Source organism: Chamaesiphon minutus PCC 6605 (assembly GCF_000317145.1).
Classification (GTDB): domain Bacteria; phylum Cyanobacteriota; class Cyanobacteriia; order Cyanobacteriales; family Chamaesiphonaceae; genus Chamaesiphon; species Chamaesiphon minutus.
In genome coordinates this window covers 84,862-103,914 of record NC_019697.1, presented here as the reverse complement: position 1 = coordinate 103,914, position 19,053 = coordinate 84,862, and the positions used below count along the sequence as shown (strand labels likewise).

At 44.9% G+C, this 19,053-nt stretch carries 18 protein-coding genes; 10 read left to right on the top strand and 8 right to left on the bottom strand.

Going from position 1 to position 19,053, the window contains the following annotated elements; translation table 11 throughout:
• Positions 1-290 precede the first annotated feature (290 nt).
• The 5 genes from CHA6605_RS00530 (at position 291) to CHA6605_RS31095 (ending at position 6,955) form a co-directional block, all read left to right on the top strand.
• Positions 291-1,655, top strand: a complete 1,365-nt coding sequence (locus CHA6605_RS00530; RefSeq protein ID WP_015157597.1) for a D-alanyl-D-alanine carboxypeptidase — start codon at positions 291-293, stop codon at positions 1,653-1,655.
• Positions 1,656-1,712: 57 nt separating this feature from the next.
• Entirely contained in the window at positions 1,713-1,943 is a 231-nt protein-coding gene (locus CHA6605_RS00525) for a hypothetical protein (protein ID WP_157259683.1), read from the top strand.
• A gap of 72 nt (positions 1,944-2,015) precedes the next feature.
• Complete coding sequence (locus CHA6605_RS00520; RefSeq protein ID WP_015157595.1) at positions 2,016-3,401, top strand: AAA family ATPase; 1,386 nt, start codon at positions 2,016-2,018, stop codon at positions 3,399-3,401.
• A gap of 133 nt (positions 3,402-3,534) precedes the next feature.
• Positions 3,535-4,770 (top strand): ParB N-terminal domain-containing protein, encoded by a 1,236-nt coding sequence (locus tag CHA6605_RS31100; RefSeq protein ID WP_015157594.1) that lies wholly within the window; start codon positions 3,535-3,537, stop codon positions 4,768-4,770.
• 124 nt (positions 4,771-4,894) lie between these two features.
• A complete protein-coding gene (locus tag CHA6605_RS31095) occupies positions 4,895-6,955 on the top strand; it encodes a serine/threonine-protein kinase (RefSeq protein WP_015157593.1) in 2,061 nt (686 codons plus the stop codon).
• A gap of 128 nt (positions 6,956-7,083) precedes the next feature.
• On the opposite strand, the gene CHA6605_RS00505 is transcribed toward CHA6605_RS31095, so the two are convergent.
• The gene (locus tag CHA6605_RS00505; RefSeq protein WP_015157592.1) at positions 7,084-7,719 is read right to left on the bottom strand and encodes a J domain-containing protein; all 636 of its coding nucleotides are present in this window, start codon (positions 7,717-7,719) and stop codon (positions 7,084-7,086) included.
• Between the two features lie 134 nt (positions 7,720-7,853).
• Between CHA6605_RS00505 and CHA6605_RS00500 the strand changes: the two genes are divergently transcribed.
• The 4 genes from CHA6605_RS00500 (at position 7,854) to CHA6605_RS00485 (ending at position 11,870) form a co-directional block, all read left to right on the top strand.
• The gene (locus CHA6605_RS00500) at positions 7,854-8,642 is read left to right on the top strand and encodes a 16S rRNA (uracil(1498)-N(3))-methyltransferase (protein ID WP_015157591.1); all 789 of its coding nucleotides are present in this window, start codon (positions 7,854-7,856) and stop codon (positions 8,640-8,642) included.
• Between the two features lie 70 nt (positions 8,643-8,712).
• Positions 8,713-10,071: a Mur ligase family protein gene (locus CHA6605_RS00495; protein WP_015157590.1), complete on the top strand. Its 1,359-nt coding sequence runs from the start codon at positions 8,713-8,715 to the stop codon at positions 10,069-10,071.
• Between the two features lie 215 nt (positions 10,072-10,286).
• Positions 10,287-11,003, top strand: coding sequence for a phytochelatin synthase family protein (locus CHA6605_RS00490; RefSeq protein WP_015157589.1), 717 nt, complete (start codon positions 10,287-10,289; stop codon positions 11,001-11,003).
• Between the two features lie 72 nt (positions 11,004-11,075).
• Entirely contained in the window at positions 11,076-11,870 is a 795-nt protein-coding gene (locus CHA6605_RS00485; RefSeq protein ID WP_015157588.1) for a type 1 glutamine amidotransferase, read from the top strand.
• A gap of 120 nt (positions 11,871-11,990) precedes the next feature.
• Here the strand turns inward: CHA6605_RS00485 and CHA6605_RS00480 are convergent, their stop codons facing one another.
• From CHA6605_RS00480 to dxs, 7 genes are all read right to left on the bottom strand, one after another.
• Entirely contained in the window at positions 11,991-12,488 is a 498-nt protein-coding gene (locus CHA6605_RS00480) for an anti-sigma factor family protein (protein ID WP_015157587.1), read from the bottom strand.
• A 113-nt stretch (positions 12,489-12,601) separates the two neighbouring features.
• On the bottom strand, positions 12,602-13,267 hold the full coding sequence (locus CHA6605_RS00475; RefSeq protein WP_041548545.1) for a sigma-70 family RNA polymerase sigma factor: 666 nt from the start codon (positions 13,265-13,267) through the stop codon (positions 12,602-12,604).
• A gap of 120 nt (positions 13,268-13,387) precedes the next feature.
• A complete protein-coding gene (locus CHA6605_RS00470) occupies positions 13,388-13,915 on the bottom strand; it encodes an FKBP-type peptidyl-prolyl cis-trans isomerase (protein ID WP_015157585.1) in 528 nt (175 codons plus the stop codon).
• A gap of 107 nt (positions 13,916-14,022) precedes the next feature.
• Positions 14,023-14,346 carry a phasin family protein gene (locus CHA6605_RS00465; RefSeq protein WP_015157584.1) on the bottom strand — a complete coding sequence of 108 codons (324 nt, stop codon included), beginning with the start codon at positions 14,344-14,346 and terminating at the stop codon, positions 14,023-14,025.
• A 147-nt stretch (positions 14,347-14,493) separates the two neighbouring features.
• Positions 14,494-14,841, bottom strand: a complete 348-nt coding sequence (locus tag CHA6605_RS00460) for a hypothetical protein (protein ID WP_015157583.1) — start codon at positions 14,839-14,841, stop codon at positions 14,494-14,496.
• Between the two features lie 141 nt (positions 14,842-14,982).
• Complete coding sequence (locus CHA6605_RS00455; RefSeq protein ID WP_015157582.1) at positions 14,983-15,555, bottom strand: rhomboid family intramembrane serine protease; 573 nt, start codon at positions 15,553-15,555, stop codon at positions 14,983-14,985.
• Between the two features lie 652 nt (positions 15,556-16,207).
• Positions 16,208-18,118, bottom strand: coding sequence for a 1-deoxy-D-xylulose-5-phosphate synthase (dxs, locus tag CHA6605_RS00450; RefSeq protein WP_015157581.1), 1,911 nt, complete (start codon positions 18,116-18,118; stop codon positions 16,208-16,210).
• 250 nt (positions 18,119-18,368) lie between these two features.
• Between dxs and CHA6605_RS00445 the strand changes: the two genes are divergently transcribed.
• On the top strand, positions 18,369-19,049 hold the full coding sequence (locus CHA6605_RS00445; RefSeq protein ID WP_015157580.1) for a L,D-transpeptidase family protein: 681 nt from the start codon (positions 18,369-18,371) through the stop codon (positions 19,047-19,049).
• Positions 19,050-19,053 lie beyond the last annotated feature (4 nt).

Sequence of the window (19,053 nt, the reverse complement as noted above, 5' to 3'; positions counted from 1 at the left end):
ATCTACGGCTGTGCTGAGCGGGGAGCGGTGGAGCGGGGGAAACTGTTAATGTTTTTTACCTATGACCCCTTACCCCTTACCCTAATTGACTATAAATCTCGATTGATGATGCCAGATGTGAGATTTCCAAAATAATTTTGCAGACACCAGCTAATGAGATCTCCACGATCGATTAAGATCCAAGGTTGAAGATGCGCTGTGGCGAAGAATGCTCCTCGATCTTGCCTTAGCTTCAGTTTTTACCTATTCGATCGTATCCATCTTACAATCTCAACCGTTTACCGATTTATATGCTGCAATTAGTTTCTTCTGGATTAGCGGGGATGTGGTTGAACCTGTCTGGTGTCAATATGCCAGCGGGATATCCAGCTCAAGCTGTTACCTGGCAGGGGTTGTCGTGGCTCGATGTGCCTACCCCAGTAGAGCCAAAAGTCGAAAAAACGATCGAGGGATATCTCCAAACCCTCAAGGCACAGGGTTTAGATCCTCAGCAGCAAGCAGTTTGGCTTCAGACCAACGGTAATCTATTAATCGATCGCCGTGGTACAATTCCCGTTCCCGCGGCCTCCCTGACCAAAACAGCCACCTCTCTAGCTGCAATTACTACCTGGGGATTGGATAAAAGGTTCGATACGATCGTCAGTGCCGATGGCAAAATTAGTCAGGGCACATTAACAGGCGATTTAATCGTGCGCGGCGGCGGCGATCCGTTATTTGTCTGGGAAGATGCGATCGCGCTAGCTCAAAGTTTAAATAAGCTGGGGATCGAGCGAGTTAGCGGCAATCTAATCGTAGTGGATAAATTCCACATGAACTATAAAGCCGATCCGCAAAAAGCGGGAGAATTACTCAAACAAGCCTTTACCGGAATTAATCTCTCCCCAGCATTACTCAATACCGAATTTAAAGATGTAAATATCGTCAAACTTCCTACCGCACCAACGGCAATTACCACGAAACTTCCCCAAGTCAAAATCGCTGGTAAAGTGCTGGTTGCTAGCGAAGTGCCAAGCGTAGTTACGCCATTAATTCGCCATCGATCGTTATCTTTGGTAGACATTGTGCGGCAGATGAATATTTATAGTAACAACGAAATTGCTCAAATTCTCGCCGATAGCGTTGGCGGTGCGGCGCAAGTGATGAAAATCGTCTCGACTACTGCCAAATTTCCCCCCGCAGAGATTCAACTAATTAATGGTTCCGGCTTGGGGGTGCAAAACCGTCTTTCTCCCCGCGCGGTGTGTCAAATTTTTCGCACCCTTCACCAAACGCTCCAACCTGCAAATCTAAATCTCGCCGATGTTTTTCCCGTGGCGGGAGCCGAATCTGTCGGTACCCTCAAAGATCGACGTATGCCTGTCGGGACGACAATGAAAACAGGTACCCTCAATGAAGTTAGTGCTTTGGGTGGCGTATTGCCAACTCGCGATCGGGGGTTAGTTTGGTTTGTAATTGTAAATAAAGGTTCTCAAATCGCCAAACTCCGCCAACAGCAGGATAATCTGTTGCAATCGCTGCTCAAAGAGTGGGGCGCGGTGACACCGACGCCACTAGTAGTTACCAAACACGATCGCGAACCAGCATACTTCGGCGATCCCGCTCGTAATATCACCTTGATGCCGACTTCAGCAAATAGCATCGTGAGCAATCCTTAATCGAGATCGATCGATCCGATAATCCTCGCGGGCATACTAAGTATAGTTTCAGCACTTATGAAATCTATGCTAATTACTATACTTGCTATGCCGATCGATCTTGTCGCTAATCTACACTTCAATCTCGATACTTTTAGCCATGGGCTAGTTCTCGCCCAACAGTTTCAAAATGTAGATCTAATGAGCAACATGCAAGCTGGTTGGACAGATTTTCTCCACACTGGTAAAGCAGGTGCTTTAGCGATCGGTGTGGTGGTGGGATATATGGTGCGCGGAATTACTAGCTAAAAAGTTAATAGTTTGCTGGCTATTAACGCGCTATCCTAGTATCAAATTCACCAGTAAATCTAGAGGTTAATATTGAGTTTCGATCCCGAATTATGTCGGAATGAAAGCGAAGTCGAAAGTAAACTTATCGTTGGCTACTTACTACCAAAACTAGGCTACTCTCCCGACACATGGCATCAGGAAGTAAGGTTTGGGAAGATTCGGCTAGACTTTCTCGCTTTTACCCAAAAACTACCATTAAAATTAGGTGTGCCCTCGATCGGCTTAATTATCGAAGCAAAGCATCCGCGCAAAAATTTAGATAAGCACGTATATCAGCTCCGCAGCTATCTAACTAGTTTAGATATTAGTTATGGGTTGTTGACAAATGGCAAAGACTTAAGAATTTATCATCAGACAGCAGGAACGGTAGAGTTAGTCTTGCGATGCGCAACACAAGATATTGACGCTCGATTAGCAGATATAATTTCCCTAATCGGACGTGACTTTACCCGCAAACAGTTCGCCCAAAATTCACCCACGCTGTCGCCACCACCGCAGCCTGTATCCTTAACAATTTCTGCATCTTCCCCCTTGTTAGATATGAAAACTATTGCCATTTATCATAATAAAGGTGGAGTCGGTAAAACTACCGTCTCCACTAATCTTGCTGCGGCTCTGAGCAAAAGAGGCTATCGAGTGCTATTAATCGATATCGATGCTCAAGCTAATAGTACTTTTGCAACGGGTTTGGTAAAGTTTCAATTTGAAGAAGAAGACGACTTACGAGATCGCAACGTTTGTCATTTAATTAGTAGTGGCGACACCAATTTTATCCATGAGATCGTGCGCGAATCACAATATTTTAGCGATCCAGAAATTGCAGTAATTCCGGCACATATTAATTTAATCGACAAGCAGGGCGAATTGACAACAATAATGGCAAGTCGCAACAGACTGATCGAGAAGCTCAAGCGAGTAGAAAACAATTATGATATTGTTATCTTCGATACTCCACCATCTCGTGATATTTATGCCGAAGTCGCACTACTTACTGCCGACTATCTAATTATACCCTCCGATCTCAAGCCTTTCGCTAACCAGGGTTTACCTACGGTGAAGAAATTTATTACAGCAATGGATGAAACTCGATCGATTATTGCTAAAAAACCGATCCAGCTCTTGGGTGTATTAGCTTCAAAAATTTCTACTAACGCTCGATTTATCGAATATACTTTCCCCAAGCAACGAGAAGTTATCGGTAAACGATATGAAATGCCACTAATGGAGTCAGTTATTTACGATCGCACTGCCTTATCAGAATCTTTTAATAAAACTGTGATTGTTGGCGACCTCGAATATCCAGATCCTAAATCGATCTTTAAGTATGCTAATGAAGTCAAGAGCAGTGCTCAAGTTTCAGCAATGGAGTTTGAAGTTTTGGCACAGGAAGTTCTGACTAAGATTGGTCTGAAATAGTGAAAGCAGAAGCTAGAAAATATAGGATAGCGATTTGCATTACGCTAATGTTGAGAAATTCGAGAGATAACGATCGAGTGTTATTGCTCGATCGAAATAGGAGCGATTCACAAATAAAATTGAGATATAATCAATGATTAAATGTTTTTTTGTAGATGTAAAATCAATTAAATCGAGTTTGCCAAGAGCAAATTTTATCGAATCTGAATTAGAACAATTAGCCGATTTAATTTTAGAAGTTGATGGGTTACTGCGTCCGTTAATCTTACAAGAAACTGGAGCTGGCAAGTATAAAGTTATTGAGGGACATCGAGAATATTATGCAGCCGTAAGAGCTAAAGAAAAAAACTTAGCAAAAGCGGAAATGGTGAATGCTTTTGTGATCGACGATAGTAATCGAAAATCGGCGATAGCTCAACTTGCATTATTATCAGGAGAGCCAGCAGTTAATGTTAGTGATAAGACAGACGATCGTTTATCATTAAAGCGAGTAGAATCGATCGTAGAAGCTAAGATATCTCAACAACTCCAACCGATTTTAGAGCAACTGGCTCAGCACGATAAGATCTTAGACACACTGACTTCGGCAGAGCCATTATTACCAGTACTAGAAGCTAAGATCTCGCAACAAATTCAACCGATCTTAGATCGACTTACTAAGCACGATGAGATTTTAGATATACTTAACTCGGATCGATCGTCACAAACAGAGAGCGCAGCTACAACTATTGAGCCTATTCCACACAACCAAACAGCTCGATCTAGCATCACCTCGTCATCTATTCGTAGTGGGGAAGCTTTACCCATTCAACCAGAGCAAACAACCGCTCCGAAGAAAACGACTAAATCTACTATAAGTAAGAAAGCAGCTACAACCAGCGATATTCCATTACCATCTATTCCTAGCGATGAAGCTTTAGCCAAACAACCAGAGCCGGAAGTAGCTACGCCTAAGAATACAACTAAGTCCACTACCCGCAATAAAATAGCTAAGACGAGCGATATTCCAGCATCACCCGTTGTTAGTAACTTAGAGCCTCCGAAACAACCAGAGCCACAAGAGTTAGCTGCTGTAAAAACAAGTAAATCTATCGCAAACAGTAAGACATCATCAAATTTCTTATCATCGATCGATCCGACTAAAGCGACTAATACCCTCAATCTAATTAATACTCTGAATCAACAGCAACTTACTGTAAGTATGGAAAGATCGGGACTAAAAACTAGCGTCAAATTTATTCCCAATCTGATTGACTATCGCAACAGTCAACCAGATCGTCAGATCGAAAGCTGGGAAATGATTCTCGATGCCAAATATATTGGATTAAAAGAGGCAGCGATTAAGAAAATTATTGACAAGTTAAAATAGCTGTAGGCGCGTGCGATCGATGATTCCGATCGATCGCATCCAGACTTATAGCCGATCGCATAAACTAGCCGAAACGATACAATAGGAGTATTGTCTATACCTGCGTAGATCGAGCTAAGGTTGCATGAGTCTGTGTATCAATCCTCAGTGTATGCGATCGGACAATTCCGATCGGATGTTATTTTGTCAAAACTGTGGCTCAGAACTGCTCCTAGCAGGCAAATATCGCGTTGCCAAATTAATGAGCAAAAAAGGCGGTTTTGGGGATACCTATGAAGTTACCGAGCGTGGGGTGCCCAAAGTCTTAAAAGTCCTCAAAAGTAATAATACCAAAGCGATCGAATTATTCGATCGTGAATATCGGGTGCTAGAAAGTCTTGCTGGCGAAGGGATTTCGGGTATTCCCTTAGTTGAAGATTTCTTTTTATACTCTCCCAAAGACTCCCAGACAGCCCTACATTGCCTAGTGATGGAGCGGATCTTTGGGATGGATCTAGAAGAGTATATCAAAGTGATGAAGCGACCGATCGACCAAAAAACGGCGATTGGTTGGCTCTCGCAGTTGACACAGATCCTCCAAGAAATTCACCAGCGCGGCATTTTTCACCGCGATATCAAGCCGAGTAATATCATTCTCCAACCCGACGGACAATTAGTCGCGATCGATTTTGGTGCAGTCAAGCAAGCCGCCGTTAATACTGCTAGCGGACAAAAGACGCGGATCTTTACGCCCGGTTATGCGGCTCCAGAGCAGGAGCTAGGAGAGACTTCCGCTCAGTCGGACTTCTTCTCTTTGGGACGTACCTTTGTGTATCTACTCACGGGTAAAGAGCCAGTCGAGCTACACGATTCATATCGCAATCTGTTAATCTGGCGGGATAAAACTACAAATGTATCTACCGACTTCTCGAATCTCATCGATCGATTGATGCAAGACGATCCTCGTCAACGTCCAGATACTACAGCAACCATTTTTAGAGAAATTGCGGCCTTATCGCCAATAATCACCCGTCAGAATATCAGTTATCAACCACCACCACCCCCGACGATCTCTGAGAGACAGCAGATACAGGTAGCCAATCGGGCACCGCTGGCAGTTCCTTTAGCTCCGCACAGACTGTCCCCATTCAAAAAATTGCTACCAGTTTTGGTTGTATCGACTGCACTATTGTTATTATTCTCTGCTTTGGCAATGTATATTTTAGGTAATAGAAACTCTCTAGTACCAGGAACTAGTAGTAAGAGTACGGGTGAATCTTTTACAGCAATTAAAGATGTGCCGCAGGGGGTATTTAAATTTGGGGGAAGTACGAGTTGGGCAACTACTCGACAGTTACAATCTTCGATCGATGCTGCGATTAGAGGTGTATATCCTCAATTTGATATCGTTTATACAGATGCCAGTTCTCCTGATTTCAAATCGACTAAAAATGGTAAGTGTAGCAGTAACCCAGGTTCTAATGCTGGGATTTGCTGGCTGCTCGAAGGCGACATTGATTTTGCACAATCTTCGATATCTTTAGAAAAATCTAAATACAAAGATGACGATCGCGTCAAGACAAATCAACTAAAACAAGAAGCCGTAGCTTATGACGCGCTGAGTGTAGTTGTCAATCCTCAGCTCAAACTTACCGGATTAACATTAGACCAATTACGAGATATTTATATAGGAAAAGTTACTAATTGGAGTCAAGTTGGCGGTCAAAATATCCCGATCGTGGCCTTTTCTCGCCCAGAGAATGCGGGTGGAACGGTTTCTTCTTTCAAGGATTTAGTATTGAAGAAAGAGGATAAATTGCAATTTCAAACCGTTAGCAATACGACTGAAGGCTTACAGCAAGTTGCTAAGAATCCTGGCGGGATTTACTTCGGTGCTGCTAAGGAAGTTATAGTTGATTATTGCAGTACCAAACCGTTGGCGATCGGTAAAACGGCAGATAATTTAGTCAAACCCTATCAAGAACCATTGAAATCTGTTGCAGATTGCAACAAAGGACAACGTAATAAATTAGAGACTAAAGTAATTAAAACTCAAGAATATCCCCTCACTCGCCAACTTTATGTGATTATTAAAACCACCGACCCAGGTCGTCAAAAAGCTGGCGAAGCTTATGCCAATTTACTCAAAACCAAGCAAGGACAAAGCTTGCTAGAGAAGGCTGGATTTGTCAGTATCGAGCGGTAGGGGGTAGGGGATAGGGATTAGGCTTTAGGCTTTAGGCTTTAGGCTTTAGGGATTAGGCTTTAGGGATTAGGCTTTAGGCTTTTGCACTACGTACTTTAATCTCCCAGTCTCCCCCTCTCCCAATCCCTCTAACTCAACTGAGTAATCCGATTGAAGGCGCGATCTACTTCTTGCCACAGTTGACGATTGTGCGGATCGACTTTAAGAGCTTTCTTGAGATAAATACGCGCTTTATCAAACTCTCTGCGCTGTACTAATTGATGTCCGTATTGAGAATAGATAATTCCTTGCCACTGACAAACTTGTGGATCTTGTGGTGAGTGATGAGCCAAACCTTCAATTAAGACGATCGCTTTTAAAAATTGTTGTTGCTTTAACAACGATTGCAATTCATAATATAATTGCCATTTTAATTCAGATTCATTTTTAACCGCTCGATCGCTTGTGGCTGGTTTCGGCTGAGATTTAGGAGTAGTGACTCTAACGTTTGAATTGGGGGGAGTTGATGGTTGAGACTTTGTTTGCGTCGATCCGGTAGAATTGGGACGATCTTCTGTGGAATTGGCAATCCCGTCGAGTAAAAGTTGGTAAGCCTGATTGAGTGTGATGAAGCGTTGATGTGCTTCCAAATCCCCAGGATTGAGATCGGGATGCCATTTACGGGCTAACGAACGATAGGCAGTTTTCAGTTCTTCGAGCGTAGCTCCTCGACAGATTCCTAATAACTGATAGCATCGATCTAGATTAGTGGTAGATACAAGCATTTATTTACCAGAACGCTATGATTGTACATTTCGAGTCATACTTGCTAGTATTCCCCATCATTCGATCTAAGTAGCACATATATAGCATACCCGCAAAACATCCTGTAGTCAATCGGTAACTAAGCTTAAATACCTTGCAACGTATCGCAATCGCGCCTAACCAAATCGACAACAACTATATCGCGCTGACGCCAGAGCAATGTCACTATTTGACTCGCGTCATTCGTCTCCAAAATGGTGCCCAATTTCAAGCCATCGATGGTACTGGAAAACTTTATCTGGCAGCACTTGAGATCGATCGTTTTCAACAACATTCCAGCTCTGGAAATGCACGCATAATTAGCACACTTAATAACGAAATCGATGTCCTTGCCAATCGGGAACTCTCTCCTGCTATTACGTTGATCTGCGCGCTCCCCAAAGGCAATAACTTCGACGATATCGTGCGTGCTTGCACCGAACTCGGCGTCACCACCATCTATCCAGCAATTAGCGATCGCACCCTGTTGGTACCCAGCCCGCAAAAGCTTCAGAGATGGCGTAAAATTGCCCAAGAAGCCGCCGAACAATCGGAACGACTGACAATCCCCATAATTGAAGAATCACAACCTTTAGAGACCATTTTCAGCCAACTACCCGCCAGTATTGGCAACGCAAATCGTTACTGGTGCGAAGCTAGAGGCGATCGACCCCATCTGCTAGAATGCTTGCAATCTAAAATCCCAATTACCGATTGGGTTACCATCGCGATCGGCCCAGAAGGCGGATGGACGCCTAGTGAAATCGATCGCGCGATCGAGTATGACTTTCAATTAGTATCGCTCGGACGGCAGATTCTGCGCACCATCACCGCACCAATTGTCGCCTTATCGATCGTTTCTGCCGTAACAGGTACGAATACTCGTCCCCAAGTCTTGATATAATAGCCACCTTCAGAAAGCCTAAAGCCTAAAACCTAATCCCTATCCCCTAATCCCTAACCCCTAAATCAAGGTGCAGATAAATTTACTAGATCGAATCAGATTGGGAATTGCGGTATTTGCAGCCAAAACAATTACCTCGACAATTCGCACCTTCAAACTAGGTGCTGCGAGCGTGCTCCCAGGTACCATTGGCAAACGGCTACATCCGCAAATTTTAACCATGCTGTCTCAACAGATTAAGTATGGTGTAATTGTCGTCGCTGGGACGAATGGTAAAACTACTACCTCGCTATTGCTACGGGATATTTTAGAAAAAGATGGTTGGAAAGTCGTCCATAATGAAGCCGGAGCCAATCTCGTCAATGGTTTAATTACCACGTTATTAGAAAACACGAGTCTGACAGGTAAACTTAAAGCCGATTACGGGATTCTGGAAGTAGATGAAAACGTAATTCCGATCGTAATCCCCCAACTCAAACCCAAATACGTCCTCGCGCTCAATTTATTTCGCGATCAACTCGATCGATATGGTGAAGTCGATACAATTACCTATCGTTGGGGCAAAGCAATTGCCGCATTAGATGGCGATACAATTCTCGTTACCAATGGCGACGATCCAGCTTTGGCGCACTTGGGGCAACAATTAACGACTGGAGACAAACCCAAACAAGTTAAATATTTTGGATTGAGCGAACCGGAGTTATATCTAGATGAAATTCCTCATGCTGTAGACTCTATTTACTGTCCTAGTTGTGGAACTGCACTTGAATATAAGGGCGTGTATCTTTCCCACCAAGGTGATTTTGATTGCCCTAAATGTGATTTTACTAAAAGTAAACTCTCGATCGACAGTAAAGAATGGCCGCAAGTATTGATCGGTGTTTACAATAAATATAATACCCTTGCTGCCATTACCGTCATGGAATCGATCGGGATTAGTAAGTCAGTTATTCTAGATACGATCGGTAATTTCCAAGCTGCCTTCGGTCGATCGGAAGAACTAGTCTATAACGGTAAAAAAGTGCGGATTTTATTAACCAAAAATCCCGCCAGTATGAACGAAACCATCCGCGCTGTCTCTCAAGTCAAGCAGGCGGGTAATGGAGCTGTTAGTCTGATGGTACTCAACGATCGCACCCCCGATGGTACCGATGTGTCGTGGATTTGGGATGTCGATACCGAAAAATTTGTCAATTCTGGCGGCACTATCGTCGTTAGTGGCGATCGAGTCTATGATATGGCATTGCGATTAGAATACAGCAAGATCGATCGAGATAAAGGTTGTAAAATTATCGTCAAAGAAGATCTTAAAGACGCGATCGATACCGCTTTAGAACTCACCGCAACAACCGAAACTCTCCATATTATTCCTACCTATTCTGCCATGCTAGATGTCCGCGAAATTCTTACGGGGAAAAAGATTTTATAATCTGATTTTAATTTGATTGACTAGCGATCCAAATAGGAAAAACTCAATACTTGTAACCTCAAACGTATAATGGTGGGCAGAAGTAGGGTGAGCACTGCCCACAGTATAGGCATCGGCTAATTACAATAAGACTAACATTTGCGATCGCCTGCTTTTTTAAATATAAAATTGAGATGTGAGATCGAAAACGAGAATCAGTCGAGATAATAAATGCAATGAAACATAAATTTTTCTGTTTTTTGGCATTATTTACCTTAACCCTAAATAATCCTAAACTACTCGCTCAAACACTACCACTATCACCCCAACTGATTCCGTTTAGTTCTAGTGATGGCGAACAACTCTTAGTTGAGAGCCAAGCCAAACAAGATTATTTTCTGTTAAGCAATCAATTTGTTACCCAAATCAATCAGGCTTATTGTGGGGTAGCTAGTAGTGTAATGGTATTAAATGCTTTAGGATTACCCGCTCCAGAATCAGCTCAACATAAACCTTTTCGCGTATTTACTCAGGATAATTTTTTCGATCGAGAAGAGGCTAAAAAAGTCATTTCTCCAGATATAGTTTCCAAACGGGGAATGACATTAGCGCAGTTAGGGGGCTTATTAGCCAGTCACGGGGCAAAAGTTACCGTTTACCATGGCTCCGACGTCGATTTAGCGCAATTTCGATCGCTACTCGTGCAAAATCTAGCAAAAAGAGATAATTTTGCGATCGTCAATTACTTACGCAAAACGATCGGCCAAGAACGCGGCGGTCATATTTCCCCCATCGCAGCTTACAATCAACGTACCGATCGCTTTCTAATTTTAGATGTTTCTCGCTATAAATATCCCCCAGTCTGGGTCAAAGCCGTCGATTTATGGCAAGCAATTAGAACGACAGATACCGATTCTGGTAAAACCAGAGGTTTTGTCCTGGTAACTAAATAAAATAATATAGTGCTTAGGCTTTAGGCTTTAGGAAGCAAGTGTCTCCCCGTCTCCCCGTCTCCCCATCCCCACATGACCCAAGTACTAGAACTAAAAATTGGCTGGCTCTATCCTACCCTGATGAGTACTTACGGCGATCGCGGCAACGTCATTGCCATTCAACAACGCGCGCAATGGCGAGGAATTAACGTCGAAGTCATCCCCTACGATCGCGATTCCGATCCCGATCTGATCCACCAAGTCGATATTATGGCAGGTGGCGGTGCCCAAGATCGCCAACAAGAAATCGTCATGCGCGACTTGGCTGGAGCCAAAGCCGCAGCCATCAAAGCTAAATTAGATGCAGGCGCGCCAGGTGTGTTTACCTGCGGTTCGCCCCAACTGCTGGGTAAATTTTACGAGCCAGGATTGGGCGAAAAAATCGAAGGCATGAACATCATCGATCTCGAAACCAAACATCCTGGCATCGACACCCAGCGGTGCATTGGCAACGTGGTATTTGAAATTACTGCCAAAAGACTCGCCGCCGAACTTACCGAGCTGCTAGGCGGGCAAAAACCGCTAATCGTCGGCTTTGAAAACCACGGCGGGAGAACCTTTCTTGGCCCCAATGCCGAAGCTTTAGGCAAAGTTATTAAAGGCTATGGCAATAACGCCACAGATGGCACAGAAGGCGCGTTTTACCACAATGCGATCGCCACCTACTCCCACGGGCCATTAATTCCCAAGAACCCATTCATCGCCGACTGGATGATTAAAACCGCTCTCCAGAATAAGTATCAAACCGAAATCGATCTCGCTCCGCTAGATGACAGTTTAGCCGATCGAGCGCGCGCCGCCATGTTAAAGCGATTGGAAATTAACTAAAGAGCTAGAGCAACTTTCAATAGAAATGCGACCCCTAGCAATTTCACTCAAAAATAAGTACTGTATCCTCATTCACGGACATCGTACTTATTGAGAGTGAAATCGATCGGCACTGGAATCTTAGTCTGCATTGACTTCTGGCGAAGTCATTGGTAGTTCGATCGCATTCTCGGTTTTAGCGGGAATAGATAGAATGGGATCGTTTAATGCCAGCATTAGTGGTGCTGGAGTGTTGGCTTTGTTATTCGCAAATTGTTGTTGTATACTGTTACCGCCAAATAAACCACCCAATCCAGTTAGTGCGGCTAAGAACGTAGCGGCGATCGCGCCACCGCCAAACCAGGCAAATTTGCGATTGCGCTGGCGATCGAGTTTACCAAATACTCCCGTTGCCAAAGCCTCAGCCGATTGGCTGCTCGGCACCGTCAGGCACGGCATGGCCTGGTTAATCTGTTGTAGCTGACGATACTGGTGTTGAAATGCGCGATCGGTGGCGAGCCATGCTTCGACTTGTTGTCGTTCGCTCGCCGTCACCTCGCCATCAAGATAGGCACTAAGCAGCTCGAAGCGTTCGTCTAAAATAGCACCAGATCGCTCCCAATCGAAGTTGTCTGTCATGTTCCGATCCTCAAATTAACCCTGTGTGTGTCCTAACTTAAAAATAATTTTAATTCTAGCGAGTGTTGCTAAATCTAAATATATTGCTAATATTCCCAGTTAAGGAAAATTAGTTACGATTCAAAATATCCAGTGAGCTGTGATTGTAGTCCGGCTCTAGCTCTAGCAATCCGCGACTTTACAGTGCCAATCGAGACTCCTGTCACCTCTGCAATCTCTTCATATGACAAACCATCAATTTCTCGTAAGACAATGGTCGTGCGAAAAGCTGCGGGTAATTTGGCGATTGCTACTCGCAATTGGTCGTAAAACTCAACCGTACTCAGATGTTCGGAGGGATTGGGTGTATCGGAAGGAAGATCCCACTCGATTGTGCCATCACCCACATTAATCGGTGCATCCAAAGACAGTGGTGGAGCAACGCGCTTGCGTTTGCGTAACTCGTCATAGAATAGATTGGTCGCAATTCGACTCAACCAACCGCGAAATTTTTCGGGTTCGTTGAGACTTTTGATATTTTTGTAGACCCGAATCCATACTTCCTGAGCTAGATCCGCTCGGTCTTGCCAGTCTGGAGCCAAGTGGTACAAAATCCGATCCACATGGGACTGATGCCGACGCATTAGCTCGGCTAGAGCTGCTCGATCTGTACGCAATCCAGACTGAGCGAGCAAGATCAGCTCATTGTTCGGTAATTTGTCTAATTTAGCTACTTGCACTCTGGTTCGAGGGAGGTTTTCCTCAAGCTGGGACCAAGATAGGGAAAGTGATTGACTCATGGTGAATAGGGTTGTTTCGGGCATCCTCTTTTCTCCATGACCATCATTCGATAGGTGATGTTCCCAAATCTACATTGGGGTAATGACGGTAGCCTGTGCCGCCGCCATCACATCGCGCTGTTATCCTTTGACCTTGAGTAGTTCTACATCAAAAATCAGAGTAGCATTGGGAGGAATTACGCCACCAGCACCCCGCGCGCCATATCCCAATTCGGCTGGAATAATCAGCTTGCGACGACCGCCGACTTTCATGGTACTGAGTCCTTCGTCCCAACCTTTAATAACTTGACCTTCACCAATTTGAAATTCAAATGCTTGGTTGCGATCGCGAGAGCTGTCAAATTTCTTGCCATTCTCTAGCGTACCAGTATAGTGAACCGATACAGTTTGACCTTTGGCGGGGCTTTCGCCAGTACCTTCGGCGATCTCCACGTATTTTAGTCCCGAAGCAGTTGTCACTTGATTTTCGTTATTATCCATGGCAATTAAGTTAGCGGGATTAGCAGCAGATCGGTCGATGGTCGCAATTATATTGGCTAAGGGAGCTGGCTCGGCAGTCGCATCTGGTCTCCCGACAGCAAACTGAAAGACTAGAATTAGGATACCGCATCCGAGCATCAATCCTAAACTGACTAAAATTTCTTTCATACTCAATTTGATTTGAACCACTATCTGATTATAGTCATCAGGGGCTAGTGGCAATGGCAATGGAGCGATAAATTCAAATTATGGAAATAATTGCTGGCAAGTTTTGCCTATTTCCATAATTTATTTTCCAATTCTCGGACTTGGCGTTCTAGTCTATCGATGCGTCCGCGCAATTCGTCCATTTCGGCTTGACGCGGTACGCCCAGATCTTGCATGGTATTCCGAATCGTGCGTTGCATCTGGGCTTCAAAATTCGCTGGATCTAACTTCATTTGCCCCATCAAGTCATCGACAAATGATTTTGCTTGGTCGGAGTCGATCTTACCTTCTTTAACCCACTGTTCGCTGACTTCGCGGACGCGATCGGCCACTAGTGTCGTCGTACCCAGACCTAGCATTAAAATTTGTTGCAGCCAGTTATTGTTATCCATAGCCTAATATTCGAGCATTATCCTTATTTTAGGCGGCAGGGCGACTCTCGATCGGGTAGATATCCGAATCTTTAGTAGTGAGTATCGGGCAGCAAGTAGCGGTAAACGGTCGCAGCCTCTACGGCAGCATTGTTTTTCGGGTCATTTCTACAACTTAAAAACTTGCCCATACCAATCGGGCGACTTGGTACCGATCTCAAACTGCGTAACTGTATCCGGCCAAATCCAGCGAATTTCATTACCAATTTTTTGATGTTTTTGGCTCAAACGTTTATGAATAATCTGATTGGAGCATAGTATCTCTAAACTGATAACTATCGAATTATACTCAATTTCCCGAAACAGGGAATCATCCAACAGTGCGCGGGTACTGCTGTTAAACTGGTTGTAGAAAAGCCGCAATCGATCGCCAAAAGTCTCTTCTGGATACAGATCGTCCCATTCAATCGATGGACAAAATAAGAAATCTTCTTCTTCTGGTTCTAGAGAATGCATACAAAAGATTTAGTGGTGATGCAAAATGTCAGTCTGTCGAAATATATATTTCAACTTTCATTTATTTTCACAGAACTCCGATCGAATTAAATCGGACTTTTGTACGATATTTAACAGCTAAATGAACTACTTTTGCTTAACTTACACCCGCGACGAAGCGCGATCGCGCACAAAGCTGGCAGCAAAGATCCCGCTGAGGAAACCAAATAAATGTCCTTCCCAGGAAATCCCTGGCATTGAGGGTAAAACTCCCCACAATACGCTTCCATAGGTAGTCCCGACAAATAAAGCTACCAGCCCAGAACTGAGGCGGCGATCGAAATAATATCGTGCCAGTAGGAACCCCAAATATCCAAAAATCAGCCCACTCGCACCGATATGTAAACCTCTAGCACCAAACACCCACGTTCCCAAACCACCCAGCACCGCACAAATAACCGAGACAACGACAAAGTTAGAGACACTCTGCGCCATAATCAGCCAACCGAGAATAATGAATGGAACTGTATTTGCCGCTAAATGGCCAAAACTACCATGCAAAAATGGCGCAAATAAAATCCCCCGCAACCCAATTGGCTGTCGGGGTAAAATACCCAAGGTATCGAGTCCGTGACGAAAAACATACGTATCGAGAACTTCCAGTCCCCACATTGTCCCGACTAGTGCTACCAGAATCAAAATGTGGGTTCTAATTTCACCAACAACCTCTTTCATCGCTTTTTCCTAGTTTTAATGGCGATCGATCTTAACTACCTCTTCTAGGTTAACAATTCCGGATTGGATTTAGGGAGTTAGGGGACAAGGGGACGGGGAGACGGGGGGACGGGGGGGACGAGGAGACAAGGAGACAAGGGGACAAAGAACACTCATCACGGTAAGGAATGAGGATTAAATAACGTGCAATTCCTCCGTCGGTAGGGGCAATTCATGAATTGCCCCTACCGACGGATCGAGAAAGGATAGATCTGTATATTATTAAATCCTCATTCCTAAGTCATGTGTAGGGGAGGGCTTCGTGCCCAACCCACCAAGACTATTACCAGTCAAACCCTACCCCGTAGCTACTAAGTCCGAACCGACCCCATATATACTTTGCACAGACAATCCACATACGCAGGGGAGTCTGAGGGGCGGCGTCCCGCCTCCTCAGCGGGGGGTCTGGGGGTCGGCACCCCCAGATCCGGGTTCTCCAAGCACCAGAAGAGATCGCAAGCACTCCTTATTCCGAAACGACAGCAGAGCCATCGTCCCAAAAACAAAGGTAAGGGCAATTCATGAAGCGGCTTGCGCACGCCTTTGTTTCCCGACGGTTCAGCAAGACAAGACATTGTCCCTACCTTTGGTTTTTGGGAATTAATGCTTTGAGTTAGACACCTACAGCCACAGGCTTTTGGGTGAAAAACGTAGTTCTGACAGTTTCGGCGATTTGAGAACTCGTTAAACCCAAACTACCTAAAGACTCATCGGGAGTGGCATGTTCTACCAAGATATCGGGGACGCCGATTCGTTTAATCGGTACCACCACATTGAGATCCATCAGCGATTCGGCAATTGCCGAACCAAAACCACCCATCAGACAACCTTCTTCCACCGTCACCACTTTACCGATCGATCGAGCCAATGGCGCAAATAGTTCGGTATCTAGCGGTTTGGCAAATCGGGCATTAATTACCGTCGCCGAAATGCCGTGTTCGCTCAGGAGTCCAGCCGCTTGCAGCGTCGGGTGTACCATCGAGCCGTAGGCAATCATCAGCACATCATCACCCTCACGAAGTATTTCAGCTTTACCGATCGGTAATTCTTCCCAACCTTCATCCATCAATGGCACCCCGTAACCGTTGCCGCGCGGGTAGCGCATGGCGATCGGCCCATCGGTATAATTGATACCAGTAACTAACATCTGCTGTAATTCGCCCTCATCCTTGGGAGCCATCAGCACCATATTCGGAATACAGCGGAGATAAGCAATATCGTACATCCCTTGGTGTGTCGGGCCATCAGCTCCAACGATTCCGGCTCGATCGAGACACAGGAATACCGGGAGATGTTGGATGCAAGCATCGTGGACGATCTGATCGAAGGCTCTTTGTAAGAAAGTCGAATAAATCGCGGCTACCGGACGCATCCCTTCGGTGGCTAAACCAGCGGCGAGCGTAATTGCATGTTGTTCGGCAATACCGACATCGACATAACGATCGGGTAATTTGGCCTGGAATTTATCTAAACCAGTCCCCGTACCCATGGCGGCAGTAATTGCCACGATGCGCGGGTCGTTTTCTGCCAGCGCGATCAGGGTATCGGCGAATACCTTGGAATAAGTCGGTGGTTTGGGTTTACTAGCGGGGGCACTTTTGCCAGTGGCGAGATTGAAGGGACTTTGAGCGTGATAGCCTTCGCGATCGCTTTCGGCGATGGCGTATCCTTTACCTTTGGTAGTGGCAACGTGAACGATGACAGGGCCTGCATGTTTATGAGCACCTTCAAAGGTGCTAATCAATTCTTCCAGATTGTGGCCGTCTACAGGGCCGATATAGGTAAATCCTAATTCCTCGAATACCGCACCAACTTTGGGGACGGCAAGCCGCTTCATCCCTTCTTTGACTCGTGCGAGTTCGGGCGAAATCGATTCGCCTACAAATGGAATATGTTTGAGTTGTTCTTCAATGTTGTCGCTGAGGAACTGAATCGGCGGACTGACGCGCAATTTATTTAAATAGCGCGGAATTGCACCGACATTGGGCGAGATCGACATCTCGTTATCATTTAACACCACTAATAAATTAGTTTTGGGTAAATGTCCCGCATGATCGATCGCTTCTAGAGCCATCCCCCCTGTCAGCGCACCATCGCCGATGACGGCTACGCATTTAAAGTTTTCACCCTTGAGATCGCGAGCGATCGCCATTCCCAAGGCCGCAGAAATGCTTGTAGACGCATGTCCGGCTCCAAAGTGGTCGAACTTACTCTCTCCGCGTTTGAGATAGCCTGCAATTCCATCCTTCTGGCGGAGCGTGTGAAAGCGATTGTATCTGCCCGTGATTAATTTATGGGGATAAGCTTGGTGTCCCACATCCCAAACAACTTTATCTCGATCGAGATCCAATGTTTGATACAGTGCCAACGTCAGCTCGACAACACCTAGACCTGGGCCTAAATGACCGCCACTAGTCGCCACGGTCTGAAGATGTTTTTCTCTGATTTCTAGCGCGATTTGCTCTAGTTGCCGAACTGATAAACCGTGCAACTGGTTTGGATGGGTGATTTCGCTTAGGTGCATAGCCAGTTTTCCCCGTCTGATACGATCTCGATATTTGATTAGCTTCTCTAACTGTAATTTATTTAGCAGGTTTGAGATCGGTAAATTTTCGGGTTGTTACAGTTATCAATGGGAATTGGGAGTTTTTGGAGAGTGGAGGGGTAGCTGGATGGATGGGTCGCGGCAACAACCACTTACGACTTAAATAAGTAATAGCAAGTTTATCTAGCTGTTATGATATGGACGATCGACCTCTACAGTGCAGTTAATCATGCGATGGAAGAAGTTACCGGAATCGGCCAAGATCGGCTTAGTGACAGTATTAAGTATAGTTGCGATCGGGGCGATCTATCGATCGCTGGCTCGATGGGGGTATATTGTCCCAGTCTCATTATGGAGTCAAGTCTTCTGCGAAACATGTCAGAGCCAACCTGCTTACCATCAACCACCTACCAAATTTATTAAAACCGAACTGCCGATCGCAAAAATAGTAGGTGATAACATTAATAAATCGCAGATTTCAATCTTAATTGAAAAATCAAAACATCGCTTAACTATCTATCGAGATAAACAACCAATTAAATCTTATCCGATCGTGTTAGGCGACAACCCTAAAGGCGATAAATTTATCGAAGGCGACAGGCGTACCCCCGAAGGCATCTTGCATATTCGAGATCTTTATCCCCATCCTGAATGGTCGAAATTCTTGTGGTTGGACTATCCTAATGCCGACTCGTGGCGCAAACATTTGAGTGCCAAACAAACTGGTAAAATTCCTTGGTATGCACCAATCGGGCGTGATGTTGGCATTCATGGCGTACCAACAAAGTCAGAAGATTTAATCGATAAGCAAATTAATTGGACGTGGGGATGCGTCTCGCTCAAAAATACCGATGTCGATGAAGTTTATCTGGTAGCTCGCACTGGTACTTTAGTTGAAATTGTCCCCTAAGTAA